Source organism: Myxococcus dinghuensis (assembly GCF_024198235.1).
GTDB classification, from domain to species: Bacteria; Myxococcota; Myxococcia; order Myxococcales; family Myxococcaceae; genus Myxococcus; species Myxococcus dinghuensis.
Genome location: NZ_JAKCFB010000061.1, coordinates 1 through 13,935, shown reverse-complemented (window position 1 = coordinate 13,935; position 13,935 = coordinate 1). Strand labels below are relative to the sequence as shown.

General features: G+C 70.5%; 9 protein-coding genes. 3 read left to right on the top strand and 6 right to left on the bottom strand.

Annotated elements, in window-relative coordinates; genetic code table 11:
- Nucleotides 1–81: 81 nt before the first annotated feature.
- The gene (locus LZ198_RS39895) at nucleotides 82–516 is read left to right on the top strand and encodes a hypothetical protein (RefSeq protein WP_253977415.1); all 435 of its coding nucleotides are present in this window, start codon (nucleotides 82–84) and stop codon (nucleotides 514–516) included.
- A gap of 277 nt (nucleotides 517–793) precedes the next feature.
- Here the strand turns inward: LZ198_RS39895 and LZ198_RS39890 are convergent, their stop codons facing one another.
- The 6 genes from LZ198_RS39890 to LZ198_RS39865 all read right to left on the bottom strand — a co-directional run bounded on the left by LZ198_RS39890 (nucleotide 794) and on the right by LZ198_RS39865 (nucleotide 12,549).
- Entirely contained in the window at nucleotides 794–3,178 is a 2,385-nt protein-coding gene (locus tag LZ198_RS39890) for a hypothetical protein (protein ID WP_253977414.1), read from the bottom strand.
- A gap of 14 nt (nucleotides 3,179–3,192) precedes the next feature.
- Nucleotides 3,193–4,944 carry a vWA domain-containing protein gene (locus LZ198_RS39885; RefSeq protein WP_253977413.1) on the bottom strand — a complete coding sequence of 584 codons (1,752 nt, stop codon included), beginning with the start codon at nucleotides 4,942–4,944 and terminating at the stop codon, nucleotides 3,193–3,195.
- On the bottom strand, nucleotides 4,941–6,914 hold the full coding sequence (mtsD, locus tag LZ198_RS39880; protein WP_253977412.1) for a cell-cell cohesion protein MtsD: 1,974 nt from the start codon (nucleotides 6,912–6,914) through the stop codon (nucleotides 4,941–4,943). The genes LZ198_RS39885 and mtsD overlap by 4 nt, the downstream gene beginning before the upstream one ends.
- 37 nt (nucleotides 6,915–6,951) lie before the next feature.
- On the bottom strand, nucleotides 6,952–8,280 hold the full coding sequence (mtsC, locus tag LZ198_RS39875; protein WP_253977411.1) for a cell-cell cohesion MYXO-CTERM protein MtsC: 1,329 nt from the start codon (nucleotides 8,278–8,280) through the stop codon (nucleotides 6,952–6,954).
- A gap of 170 nt (nucleotides 8,281–8,450) precedes the next feature.
- On the bottom strand, nucleotides 8,451–10,043 hold the full coding sequence (locus LZ198_RS39870) for a thrombospondin type 3 repeat-containing protein (protein WP_253977410.1): 1,593 nt from the start codon (nucleotides 10,041–10,043) through the stop codon (nucleotides 8,451–8,453).
- A 208-nt stretch (nucleotides 10,044–10,251) separates the two neighbouring features.
- Nucleotides 10,252–12,549, bottom strand: coding sequence for an MtsA protein (locus LZ198_RS39865; protein WP_323383375.1), 2,298 nt, complete (start codon nucleotides 12,547–12,549; stop codon nucleotides 10,252–10,254).
- A 361-nt stretch (nucleotides 12,550–12,910) separates the two neighbouring features.
- Between LZ198_RS39865 and LZ198_RS39860 the strand changes: the two genes are divergently transcribed.
- The gene (locus LZ198_RS39860; RefSeq protein ID WP_253977408.1) at nucleotides 12,911–13,258 is read left to right on the top strand and encodes a hypothetical protein; all 348 of its coding nucleotides are present in this window, start codon (nucleotides 12,911–12,913) and stop codon (nucleotides 13,256–13,258) included.
- Between the two features lie 39 nt (nucleotides 13,259–13,297).
- On the top strand, nucleotides 13,298–13,935 hold a 638-nt coding region (locus LZ198_RS39855; RefSeq protein WP_253977407.1), incomplete at its 3' end, for an FHA domain-containing protein.

Here is a 13,935-nt window from a genome sequence, read left to right as displayed (position 1 = left end):
GCCGCTGCGTGCTGGGCCTTACGACGAAACACTGTTACAACATTCATCATCATCTGACCCTCTAGCGAGGAGTGGACGTCCATGCGACTGCACACCCCGTGGCTCCCCATCATTCTCTTTTCCGTCGCGGCCTGCGGTGAAAGCAGCGAGGAATTCCCCAAGGCGCCGCAAATCATCACCGACCGCGATGAAATGGCTTTCAACCGCGAGTTCGGCAGCGGCACGTACATCGGCACGGAGAACTTCAACTCCGTCTCGGTGACCAACAAGGGCCAGGATACGCTGGAAATCACCGACATCGTCCTGAGCGGCCCCAGCGACTTCCGCATCAAGCTCCCGGAGGGCTTCACGCCGGGGACGCCGCTCCAGGTGGCCACCAACAAGCGCGTCTTCATCGAGGTGGGCTTCAAGCCCCGCGAGGCCCGCGAGTACACCGGCTCCATCACCATCAAGTCCAACGCGGGCAACCTGCCGGAGAAGGTCGTCACCCTCAACGCGCTGGGCATCCAGCCCTGAGCGCGTCCCGCCAGCCGGGTGGTGGGCCTCACGTCCCCGCCCGGCTGCGCGCCCCGCCGTGAGAGGCCGCCGCGTGGCTCCCTGACCGACAGCGGTCAGGTCCTGAAGCCAGGCGCCCCCCGGAGGCGGGTTCCCCTTCCAGACCTCGCGTCGACGACGCATGGCGCGGGAGCCATGGCGACGGCGGAGTCCCGTCGCGGAGCGCCTCGCGAGGCGAGGGCTCCCGGGACGAAGCGTGCTCACGGAGCCCGCGTGGCGGGCCCCGTGCTCGCGAGGCTCACGGCTGACGGGTGAACACACAGTTCGCCGCGGTGCCGCCCCCGTCCGGAGTCCCGGCGTCGGCGCCCGCCATGGGGCACGACACCTCCGTGCCGCCGTCGAGCGTGTACTTCTGGGGATACGGCGCGTAGGCGGTGCGCAGCGTGTAGTTCACCGACTCGTAGGACGTGCGCTCCGCGGCGGAGACGTCCACGCGCATCTTCTTGCCGCGGATGAAGCGAGGCTCCAGGCAGCCGCAGGCATACGGCGCCAGCGTGACGACGGTGGAGTTGGGGCGCTCCTCCAGCGTGTACAGCGGCATGAGGCTGTTCACGGAGGCATTGGCCGGCGTGTGCCAGGCGCGCAGCGCGTCCGAGCGGTAGCCCAGTGTGAGGGATTGATTGCGGCTGCCCGTCTTCACCGCCACGCAGCCTCCGTCGGACACGCCCCCGTCCGCCGTCGCGTCGCCATCACAGAAGGTCAGGTCGAGCGCGAGCCCGTGCGGCGTGCCCGAGTCGGGGACCTTCTCCACCTCCCACTGCACCAGCCACGCCCGGTCCTCCGGAGCGGGGACGTCCGGGAGGGTGAACTCGTACGAGTCCACGTCCGAGGGCACGGCGTCATAGTCCATGGGCCCGCGCACGCCGCGGCCGTTGACGCGGTCCTCGCCGTTGCGCAGCCGGCCGAAGCCGTGGGACAGCTTGCCGGAGACGGAGAACTCCGCCGTGTCGGGCGGCGACGGGAAGGCGCTCGTGGACGCCAGCGTCCGGACCACGGGCTGCTCGGTGCCGCTCACGTACCGGCCCACCTCGTCCGCGTCCTCCTCCAGCCACGACACCGTCAGCCGGTAGTCCTTGTCGTCCGCCCAGTCCGTGCCGTCGTCCTGGACCAGGAAGTAGTAGGTGATGTTGTCCGTGTGCGCGGGCACCGGCAGCACGCCGACGAAGTTGCTCAAGTTGGCGAAGACCGGGTTGCTGGCGGCCTCCTCGCGCAGCGAGTGCAGACACATGGGCGCGGGCAGGTCGGTGCGCTCGCAGAAACCACGCACCAGCGAGGTCATGTCCGGGTTCTCCGAGAAGCCCTTCGGGCACACTTTGCTGTCGTTGAGGCAGGTGTTGCGCCAGTCATCCAGATTGCCCGCCGTCGTCACCAGCCTGAACACCAGCACCTGACGGTCCGGCGTGTCCGGCAGCGCGGGGAAGCGCCCGCCCGTCGCCAGCGGCGTGAGCTGGTAGCGCAGGCGCGTGGGCACGGTGGAGGCCGGCAGCCGGACCGAGTACCAGTCCTGGTCCGCGAGGTAGGCCAGCCGGCCCTCGAACGTCCTCACCGCCTGGGGCGTGCCCGGCGTGGTGCCGTCCAGCCCCGCGCCGAACGCGGTGGCGACGGTGTCGTTGCCCGGCAGCGTGACGTCCTGCGGGTCCTTCTCGTCGAGGACGCGAATCTCCACCTCGTACGGTTGCCGGATGTCACCGGCGGCCGTGTCCCGGTCGCTGATGCCCCGGTAGCCGCGCACCACCAGCATCCACTTGCCGCCCCGCCCCGCCTTCACCTTGCGCGCCGTGGCCAGCACGCCCGGGCGCACCTGCGGCCGCACCTCGCCCTCGTCCTCCTTCTCCTCCTTCGTCAGGAAGCCGGGGCGCAGCAACTGGTAGGACAGGCGCCAGTTGGGCACGAAGCCCTGGTCCGGCGCGGTGACGCGCACGTAGGCCACCTTGCCCTCGGCCAGGTCGAACGTGTAGCGGTCCACGTCGTTGTCCGTGGCCAGGTAGCCCGTCGTCGTGGCCACCAACCCGTCGGTGCCCGCGCCCAGCGCCAGCGGCGTGGCCGCCGTGGGCAGGTCGTTGGGCTCGTGCGCGTCCGGGTTCTCCGTGATGGTCATCGTCAACCGGTAGGGATTGCGCGCGTCGAACTTCGGCTGCGACACCACGTCCGGCGCGTCCTGCACCAGCACCAGCAGCGTCTTGCCCGCCAGGTCGTCGCGCAGCGGCACCACCATGTCCACCGGCCGCGGCGCGCCCTGACCATGCTTGTCGTCCTTCTTCGCCAGCGCGCCCTCCTTGCCGTCCGCGAGGGGGCCCAGGATGGTGATGGACAACTGCACCGCGGTGCTGGAGGCCAGGTAGGCGCCGTTCACGTTGAGCAGCGTGCGCGCGCTGGTGTTGGCGGGCAGCACGATGCGGTACCAGTCCTGGTCGCCCTCGCGCTTCTCGCCCTCGAGCACCAGCAGGCGCTCCAGCGCCACGCCGGGCTTGAGCTCGCACTCGGCCAGCGACAGGGCCTCCTCGCGCGAGTTGCAGAGGTCCTCCACCAGCGGCGTGCCCGCGTCCTCCTTGTCGTCCCCGCCGGACGAACAGGCGACCAGGGTCAGGAGCGCGAGTGGCAACAGTCGGACGTAGGTAGGCATGATGGCGTCAGCTCTCACGGCGTCTGGGGCGGGTCGTCGACGCGGCCGGGGCAGCCGTCGACGAAGTCCTCGGGCGTCACGCGGATGACGCCGTCGGCGGGGGACTTGATGCCACCCACGGGGTAGCGGACGTTGTCCACCCGGAAGGTGCGCACGAGGGTTCGGGCGGTGGGGTCGTCCGCGGGCACCATGGCCACGGACAGGACCACGTTGTTGTAACCGGCGCCGTGGGTGACGATTCCCGCGTCGTCCGCGGCGGGCAGCGTGGGCACCAGCAGCACGTTGTCCACGCGCAGCGTGTAGCACTGGCGACCCTGCTCGTCCGGCGGCCCCTCCGCCTCGAACGCGTACCGGTAGCCGTCCACGGACAGGTTCGCGGTGTCGACCTCGAGCGGGTGGGAGTGCAGCCGCAGCTCCTCGCGGCTCGTCAGGCCGTCGTTGTCCGGGTCCTCGTCCAGGTCGTTGCTGGAGCCCTGCGTGCCGCCGCGCCACTCGATGCCGTCCGGCACGCCGTCGCGGTCGCTGTCCGCCAGCGACGCGTTGGTGCCGATGAACTGCTCGTCGCAGTCCAGGAGGCCGTCGCAGTCCGTGTCCACGGCGCGCAGCGCCGGCGGGCAGCCCTTGTCCAACCCGCCGCCGTCCGGGTCCGCGACCTGGATGGGGTTGAAGTCGACGCCACGGTCGCGGAAGTACACCTCCACGCCGTCGCTGAAGCCGTCGCCGTCCGTGTCCACCTTGTTGGGGTCGGTGCCGATCTCCGCCTCGCGCGCGTCGGACAGGCCGTCACCGTCCGTGTCCGCGTCCTCGATACGGCTTCCGGGAGCAGCGGAGAGGTTGGAGGCGATGACCTCCTTCACGATGAAGGTGCGGCGCACCTGGCCGAAGGAGAAGTCGAGGAAGTTGATGGGCTCGTTGTTGCGGAAGTCGCGGAAGTTGCCGCCGCCCCGCCCCGCCATCTTCTCCAGGCGGTCCGCGTTCTGGTTGATGATGAGCAGCGGGCAGCCCGCATCCCCGGACAGGTCACAGCCGGTGCCGATCGGCTGGGTGGGGTTGAAGACGTGGACGGTGTTGACCGTCACCTCCTCCACCAGGTCGCGCAGTTGGTGGATGCGCACCACCGCATCACCCTCGATGAGCTCCGCGTCCTGGTTGTTGGTGGGCTTGCCGTCCGACAGGAAGATGACCGAGTAGCGCGCCTGCGCCAGCGCGTTCTGCCCGCCCGGCGACAGGCGGCTGCGCGCGATGTCCGTGTTGATGAGCGAGTAGATGTCCGACAGCGGCTTGACGAAGTCCGTCGAGTCCCGGTTGGGCGAGTTGTCGGGGTTGCGGAACGTCAGCAGTTGCTCGGTGAGCTTGCGGCGCGCGGCGTCGTCCAGCGTGGCCACCTGGACGAAGCCGTCCTCGGGCGGGTTGCCCGGCGCCTGGGTGAGGAACGCGGTGGTGCTGCCGGCGAAGAGGACGACGGCCAGGTACACCTCCGGGTCCTGCGGCAGGTTCTCGATGAGCTCCACCAGCGCGGTGGCGCGCGCGCCGTCCGGGTCGCTCACGCGCATGGACTGGGAGGCGTCCATGGCGACCACGAGCTTGATGGGGCGGACCACTTCGTTGGAGCCGACCGTGCAGAAGCGCCCCTCGATCGCGATGGCCCGGTCCACGGGGACCTCCGTGTCGCGACGCGGGTCGTACAGATAGGTATCCGTGCAGGCGAACACCACCACCAGCGCGGCGGCCACGCCCGCCAGGACCCGTCCACCCACACTTCTCATCGCGTCTCCCCGGAAGGAGTGGTGCCGATGCACCGCCTCTGGTCATCCCACGGATTCGGCAGGTTGCTCGTCGTGCGGAAGTCCCCCGCAGCGAACGTCAGCTCCGGCCCCACCGGCACGCGCACGGACGGCGGCGCGTACTGCGCCCACGCGCACGCGCTCGTCCAGACGCCGTAGTCCGTGGCGACGCCGCTCTCCGGCGCCTCGGCGAACCAGACGTTGAAGAGGTTGAAGCCCTGCTTCGCGCCCGAGCGCTCCTGCGGCGAGACCAGTTGCAGGTTGGAGATGGTGAAGTCGTAGCAGATGCTGCCGTCGGGGCGGACCTCGGCGATGCGCGTCTCGTACTGGTAGCCGTACTTGTCGAAGAAGGCCTTGTCGCGGCGGGTCGGGTCGGAGCCGGAGCGCAGCTCCAGGTCGTCCGGAATCCCATCGCCGTCCGTGTCCAGGCCCGCCACGTTGGGCGTGAGCGGGTCCAACCCCCAGCGCGCCTCGAGGCTGTCCGGCATGCCGTCGCCGTCGCTGTCCACCAACTGCGTCTTCGTGCGCAGGAAGTTCTCCGCGGACTGGGACAGGCCGTCGCCGTCCGTGTCGCGGCACTGGCAGGTGCCCTGGGCCGTGAGCACGTCGCAGCCACGCGAGTCGCGGTGGTTGGACGCCTTGAAGCCCTGGTCCGCGCGGCGCGTCTCGAAGCCGTCGTCCAGGCAGTCGCCGTCGCTGTCGCGCAGGAAGGGGTTGGTCTTCAGCACCACGGAGTTGTCCTGGTCGTCCGGGACGCCGTCCCCGTCGCTGTCCACGATGCGCGACTGCAGCGAAGGCATCGAGCTGAGCGACTCCACCACCAGGCTCTTCATCACGTTGCGCGAGGCGAACGACGAGTAGTCCAGCGCGCCCAACCCCAGGTTGGAGATCTCACTGGTGTCGTTGAACTCCTGGTAGACGCCGTTGCCCATCTCCGCGAAGCGCTTGAGCAGCCAGGAGGCGATCTTCTTCGCAGCCTCCGGATACTGGGCCTGCGGCACGCCCGGGTAGATGCCGTAGATCTCCTGGCAGATGGGGCCGCAGGCGCGCACCGCCTCCTGGTTGAAGAGCAGCACCGTGTGCATGCGCAGGTCGCCCACGTTGTACTGGTCCTTGAGCTCCATCAGCCGGCGCACGTAGCTGAAGAGCTGGTAGTTCTGGTTGCGGTCCGTGCCGATCTCGAACCCGTCGATCTGGTCCGTCGTGTTCGTGGCGTTGCAGAAGCTCACGATGGAGTCCGCCCACGTCAGGTCCGGGTTGTCCGGGTTGGCGTAGACGCTCAGGTTGTCGTTCGCGGAGCAGCGCGGATACGGCGTGCCGTCCGTGAGGAACACGACGACGTAGCGGGTGCGAGGCAGCAGCTCCGGGTTCTCCGTGGAGACCTTCTGGATGTCGGAGGCGATGACGCCGTAGGCGTACGACAGCGCGCCCTGGTAGTCGGTGCCCTTGCCCAGCTGGCTCTGGAGGCCCTCGATGTAGCTGTCGATGTTGGTGTCCGGCCGGGCGAAGCGCTCGCTGGCGGTGCTCGGCGGCCAGACGTTGCGGACGTTGGTCTCGAAGGGGGCGACGGACACCTGCACGTTGCCGCCCTGCGCGTTCACCTGACGGAACTGCGCCACCAGGCGCTTGAGGGCGCGCACGCGCGCCGGCTCCGTGACACCCGGCGGGATGATGGCCTGCACCTCCGCGCGCTGGCAGAAGCCGCTGTCCATCTGCGCGCCCGGCGGGTCGGAGACGCACATGCTGCCGGACTCGTCGATGACCACCACCACCTTCACCGGGAAGCCGCTCGGTGAAGGTGGGCGGGTGCAGACCCGGCCCTGCAGCGTGAGCCGGTCATCGAGTTGCGAGAGCGGGTCCACCTTCGACTCCAACATGGAGTCGGAGCAGGACAGCAGACCCGCGGCCAGGAGGCCCGCCGCGAACAACGGAACACGAACGAGGCGGAACATGCGGAAGCGACCTCCTGGCATGGGGTGCATCAGGTGACTACTGCTCGCTGCGACGACGGCGCAGGAGCATGCCCAGCAGCGCGGCGCCGAAGGCCGTGGCGCTGAAGCCGGCGGGCACGGAGTTGCAGTTCGAGCCGTCCTCGCCCTCCTCGCCCACCGCCACCACCAGGGTGGAGGTGGAGACGCGGTGGTCCGGGAAGACGCGGTCGGCGAACGCCAGGCGGGCCTCCACCGTCAGCTCGTAGGTGCCCTTCTTGTCCGGGACGAAGTGGGGGACGTTGCCGTCGACGTAGACGTACTCCCAGTTGCGGCTCAGCGTCACGGCGCCCTGCGGGCTCTCCACCACCGCGTTGGAGCCCTCGGGACGCTTCGTCACCGACCACTTGTACTCCATGGCCGCGCCGTTGCGGTTGGCGAACAGCGCCGGACGGATGGCGATGCCCGTCTGCTTCTCCGCGCGGTGCCCACCGGCGCTCACCGTGAAGGGCGACTTCGGGTTGAGGCAGTCCGCCGGGTTGCTCTTGTCCACCACGAGGCAGTAGAGCGTGTCGCACGCGTCGCCGATGCCGTCACGGTCGTCGTCGGACTGGTCGCGGTTGGCGACCTCCTTGCAGTTGTCCGCGTCGTTCAGGATGCTGTCGTTGTCGATGTCCGGGTCGCACGCGTCGCCCAGGCCGTCGTTGTCCGTGTCCTTCTGGTCCGGGTTGGCCAGGCCGGGGCAGTTGTCCGCGTTGTCGGAGATGTTGTCGCCGTCCGCGTCCACGCGGCACTGGCTGGCATCCGCCGGCATCACCTGATCCGGGTTGAACACGCGCGGGCAGTTGTCGGAGCCATCCGGCACGCCGTCGTTGTCGTCGTCCTGGTCGCACACGTCACCCAGGCCGTCCGCGTCCAGGTCGGACTGGTCCGTGTTGGGGATGAGCGGGCAGTTGTCGCGCGCGTTCTCGACGCCGTCGTTGTCCTGGTCGGGGTCGCAGTCGTCGCCGATGCCGTCGCCGTCCGCGTCGCGCTGCTGGAAGTTGGACTGCGAGGGGCAGTTGTCGCAGGCATTGCCCACGCCATCGCCGTCGGTGTCCGTCTGGTCGCGGTTGGAGACGAACGGGCAGTTGTCGCGGTCATCCGCGCGGCCGTCGCCGTCCGCGTCGTCCGTGTACGACAGCGTGTCGCCGTCGTCCGTGTAGTTCACCCACACCGAGCCGCCGCAACCGCAACCACAGCCACCGCCCTCCTCTTGGGGACGACCGCAGCTATCGCCGAGGCACTCCGGGTTGTCCGGATTGTCATTGGACTGCGCCTGGGCCACCCCAGGGTTCACGACCAGGATTGCTCCGAGCACGAAGGCCGGGGCGAAACGAAAGAGCGACATGGTGACTCCTTTCCGACCCGAGCCCCTAGCAAGAGCCGATCCGGCGGCCTTGGCAGAGGAAAACATCGAGGTTCCAGGGGGTTGCGAGTGCGGCATGGGTGCTGGGGGCGGGAGTGTGGGGGGGGCACCCCAGTCACAGCGAGGGGCGAGCCCCACACTTGAGGGATGGATCAGGTTCCGAGAATGAACGCGTCGGGGTCGAGGGGAATGATGCCCGAGGGGGTACGACCCTTGTCCTCGTCGTAGCGGACGGGCTGCACGAGCAGCGAGCCGATACCCGCGCCGCGCGGATCATTGTCCCGGCCGGCCTGGAGGTACAGGTAGATGTCGTTGGTGCCCGCGGGGATGATCTCTCCCGGGATGAAGGGATGCGGGCGCGCGAGCGTGGGCATCAGGGAGATGTTCTCCACGCGCGTGGCGTAGCAGATACGCCCGTCCACGGACGGGTCCGTCTCCACGAGGTTGTAGCCGTAGCCGCGCTCGCGGTGGAAGTCGAGGTCGGCGCTGAGCGGGTCGCCATGGGCCTCCACCTCCGCGATGTTGGTGAGGCCGTCGCGGTCCGAGTCGAGCAGGTCCTCGGGCACGAGCGGGTTGGTCATCGCCAGCACCTCGATGAGGTCCGGGATGGTGTCGCCGTCGGTGTCGCCGATGCACGGGTCGGTGCCCAGCACGCGCTCCTCGCAGCCATTCAGCCGGTCGCCGTCCTCGTCGAGCGACACGCTGCAGCCGTTGATGACGTCGGGGACGAGCGGATCGAGCCCCATGCGCACCTCCAGCCCGTCCATCAGCCCGTCCATGTCCGAGTCGGCCGACGTCGGGTCCGTGCCGAGCGCCGTCTCGTCCAGGTCCGGCAGGCCGTCCCCGTCACTGTCGACGAGCAGCTGGCCGGCGCGCACCACCACGTTGCGGTTGTAGGCGATGAAGCGCTTGAGCTTCAGGGTGTTGGGGCGCGCGGTGTACTTCAGCCCGGTGATGGCGCCGGGCAGGCCCGCGGGGTCCGTCTCCAACAGCTCGGTGCCACCCGCCTCCGCGATGGCCGCCGCGTTCGCGTGGGTGATGGGGTCGGAGGTCTGCCCCCGGACGTAGATGGGCTGCACCACGACCTCGCCCGCGCCGTACTGCCGGGCCAGGTCCTTGATCTCCCCGGTGATGGCGCCCAGCTCGCACGAGCTGCAGTCCGTGGGCGAGGTGAGGCTCCGGCAGCGCTGGGCGATGCCCTCGTTGAGCAGGGGGTTGGCGCAGCTCGCGTCGCTCAGGCGCATGACCACCACCACCACGTAGCGCGTGCGCGCCACCTCGCCCCGGCAGGACGTCTGCATGTCGCCGGACAGCAGCGTCTTCGCCAGCTTCAGCGCGGAGCGGACGCTGATGGGGCCGCTCTCCTGGTAGGAGGCGTACTGGGGAAGCACCGCCTGGAACTCGGCCGCGTCGGAGAAGCGGCCCATGAGGCCCGTGGCCACGGAGTGGTGCGCCACCAGGGCGAACTTCACGAAGGGACCGGAGAAGCGGCTGGACAGCGTGGAGAGGGCGTCCGTGCCGTAGCCCACGATCTCCGTCTCGATGCCCTGCCCTCCCTGCATCGCGAAGAGGACCTTGGTGGGGAACGCCTCGCCGCCCGCGAGCGGCACGCACACGGTGCCCGAGAAGCTGGCGCGGTCCTTGCGCCCCGCTCCGCGGCCATCAATGGAGTACAGCCCCGCGTCGGAGCAGGACAGGAAGAGAATCGGGAGCAGGAGCCACGCGGCGCGTGGGAGGGGGCTCATCCGTTGGATTGTAGACCGCAGCCCCCCCGGGCAACGCAAGCGACAGCGACGCGTCGCGCGCGCTTTGCGCTCGCATGGGCACAACCGAAGGGGAGATTTCGGCCGGCCATGGAACGTGCGAGTGCCTGCGGGCCACGACCCGCGACACGACCGCCAGGCTGACACGTCACCAAGCGATGACGTCGTGCGCGCGCCGAGCGCGTGGACCTCACAATGTGAGCAGGAAGGCGAGCAGGTCGTCGCGCTCCGCGGGTGTCAGGTCGCTGGCGCCACCATGCTTCGGACCCGCCGACTCCAGCACCGCGCGCAGCGGGAAGCGGGTCTCCACCACCAGGTGTCCGTCCCTGACGCCGTAGCCCGCGGTGGCGCTCGTCAACAGCGGCCACATGTCCCACGTGCCTACCAGCGAGGGAGGCGCCGCGCCCACCACCAGGTCCTGGAGCTCCACCCGCAGCGGCAGGGCGATGGGGGTCCCCACGTCCAGGTACTGCCCGCGCGTCGCCGCGTCCTGGTCCAGGGTGTAGAGCGGCGCGGGGTGGCACTCGGTGCACCGGCCCCGCCCCTCGAACAGCGCGCGCCCCCGCGCGGGGTGGCCCGAGCGACCGTCCGGCAGCGTCACCGTCTCCCGGGGCGCGCCGTCCTCTCCCCGGAAGGGATTGGGCGGCGTGACCATCAACGAGGTGAACAGCGTGAGCGCCTCCACCTCCTCGTCCGTGGGGTCCGGGTCGTGGAAGCGGTTGCGGCCCCCCACGAAGCGCGCCGTCTCCATCAGGCTGTGCTGGCTGGCGGGCGTGAAGTAGGGCGGCGTGTCGCGGCTGCCCAGCACCGTGGGCGAGCGGTAGATGCGGTTGGGCTTCGTCTTCTCGTAGAAGACGCCACCGGTGTGGCCCTCGACGTGGCAGCCGTCACAGGTGATGCCGGTGCGCCCGAGGTCCACGTAATAGAGCACCTGTCCCAGCCGGCGCTTGGCCTGCGCGCGCGACGGGACCACCGGCAACTGGCGCAGCACGCGCGCCTTGCCCGCCCGGGCCTCGCGCACGTCCACCACCGCCACCGTGCGCGTGAAGCGGTTGAGCACGTACAGCGTCCTCCCGTCGGGGGACAGCACCACCGAGCGAGGCCCGGAGTGCAGCTCCTCGCCCGCCCGGCCCTTCTTCTGGAAGTCCTCCGCCGGGCGGATGCGCGGCGTGCCCTCCGGAGGTGGCAGCGCGAGCTCCTGGAGCACCGCGCCGCGCGCCTCCGCGTCGCTGTTGGACATCAGCGCCCGCGCGTCCAGCACGCGCACGCGGCCGATGCCCACGTCCGCCGCGTAGAGCAGCCCCGTGGACTCGTCCAGCGCCAGGCCCTCCGTCACGCCCGCGCCGAAGCCCCGGTGCCGCACGAACTCGGCGCGCGCGGGGTCCACCACCGCCACGCCGCTGTTGTTGCTCACCTCCATGCGCTGGGGGTTGGGCCCGATGTTCGGCCCCAGGCTCGCCATGAAGACGCGCCCCAGCTTCTCGCTGGCCACGAGCGCGCGCGGCGCCTTGCCCCCCATCACCTGCGCCCGGAAGCGCTCCGTGTAGCCCCCGACGATGGCCACCCCCGGCCCCGGCACCACCGTGGACACCAAGGCCCCGTCCGCCTGCCGCAACAGCTCCAGCTGGCCCGTCTGGAGGCTGCCCACCGCCAGCAGGTCCTTCCAGCGCGCCAGCGCGCGCGGGTTCGGGTCCACGCGCGCGCTCCACCGCTCCCGCCCGTCCTCGAGCGACAGCGCGCGCACCCGGTCCTCCACCTGCTCCGCCACGTAGGCCACGGCCCGGGCGCCGTCCACCTCCAGCCCGGAGGCCCCCAGCGGCGCCGGCAGCACCCGAGGCGCCACGTCCGCGCCCTCGTCCAGCGCGTACACGCGCAGCTCCGGCTGGTAGCGGTGCACCACGCCCAGCCAGGCCTTGCCCCGCGCGTCCTTCCAGGTCGCGAACGCGGACGGGCCATCCCCCACCGCGCGCGCCTCCACCTTCCCGGACGCCACGTCCAGCGAGAACACCGTGTCCGTGGGCGGCGACAGGATGAACAGCCGACCGCCGTCCGGCGACGCCACCATCGCCGTCAGGTCCGGGAACGCCGTGTCGTTCACCACCGTGAGCGGGGCGCTCCCCTCCGGCGCGGGGCTCCCGGCGGGCGCCACCAGCCGCGCCTCGACCACCGCCTGGGTCAGGTCCTCCGACAGCGGCACGTGCCCCGGGAGCCGCGCGAACGCGTGCCCCGCGTCCACCACCGTCACCGGCAACTCGAGCGACAAAGGTGGCCCCAGTGACAGTCGCAACCCGGGTACCAGACGCTCTCCATGGAGCGCGAGCGGCTGGGACGTCTCGTTGCTCGTGAGCCGAGGTCCCACGGACACCAGCCGGGGAGCCGTGCTCGGCGGCCGGGCGGCCTCCGCGGGGACGACGGGTGCGTCCGCGCCCCGGCTCAGCCGGAAGGCGACGACGCCCGCCGCCGTCCACAGCAGGGCGACGCCCGCCACCACTCCCCATCGTCGAGCCGAAGGTGTCACATCCGTGTCCTGGGTTGCGCGCGCCGGAGCATGTCCCAATCCCCGACGCGTCGCGATGTCTCGTGGAGCTGGAGCAGGAGCCTGCTCGCCCGGGAGACAACTACGGAAGCGGAGCGGCACGCCATCTTTCCAGCATGAAGGCAACATCCGAGTCCGGTCGTGGAGCAGGCGCCCCACATGGGGTGGAGTGCCCCCCACACCTGCCGGCCCGCACGCTGCGAAGAGCGCAGGAGTGTGCGTTGACAGGTCCATACGCGCATCGCTTAACCTGTTGATGATGCGACGCTTCCTTCTCTGCATGGCCGTCGCCCAGCTCCTCGGAATCAGCACGATGTTCGTCCCGAGCGATGCATGGGCCCAGGGCCGCGGTCGTTCGGCGAAAACGGCGAAGTCGAAGGCCGGAACGAAGAAGTCCGGCCCGAAGACACCGCCCAGAATCGAGACCAAGGGCACCCCCGTGACGGACCCCGTCACCGGTGACGCGGACGCCACGGCGTCGTCGGCGCCGCCGCAGCGCGGGCCGTCGCGCATCGACTTCGACGACCGGCTCATCCAGGGCCAGACGAACAAGTCGGGCGCCGTCTATCTCTACGACCGCAAGGAGCTGAAGACGCGGTCGATGATCCGCGAGCGCGAGAGCTTCCGCGCCGAAACGCTGGCCACGGTCTACGACCAGTAGGTCCGCACCGCCCACCAGCCCTTGAAGGGAGCGTCACCGTTGAGCGGCCAGCCCAGCGTCCTGCAAGTCGTCATCCTCCGCGACGGACTCCTCGTAGGGACCGAGGTCTTCGTCCCCGGCACGTATGCGCTCGGCTCGGATCCCTCGTCGGACCTGAGGCTGGATGACCCGTCCGTGGAGCCGCGCCACGCGCTGCTCTACTTCCAGAACGGCCGCGCGGCCATCCAGGACGCGGGCACGGCCACCGGCCTGTTCGTCAACGGCCACCGCGTCACCGCGTGCGAGATCCGCTCCGTGGACGAGGTGCTGTGTGGCCCCTTCGTCCTGAAGACGCGCGTGCTCGCGCAGAAGCCGCAGGAGGCCAAGCCGCAGCCGCCGCCGGAGGTCGCCGCGCTCTTCGGCACGCCGCAGCCCCCGCCGCCCGCCGCGCCGTCGCAGGCCCCCGCCGCGCAGTCGCAATCCGGCGCCGTGCGCCAGCTCCGCCCCGTCACCGCGCCCGCCCAGCCGCTGGCCACCACGGTGCCCGCGGTGCGCGCGGTGCCGCAGCAGCCCGCGCCGGTCCAGGCCGCCACGCAGGCCAGCTTCCCGCAGCACGCCGTGGCCCCCGCCGTGGTGCCGGTGCCCGCGCCCGTCGCGCACGCGCCCCAGGCCGGGGCCGCGCCGGTGCACGTGGCCCC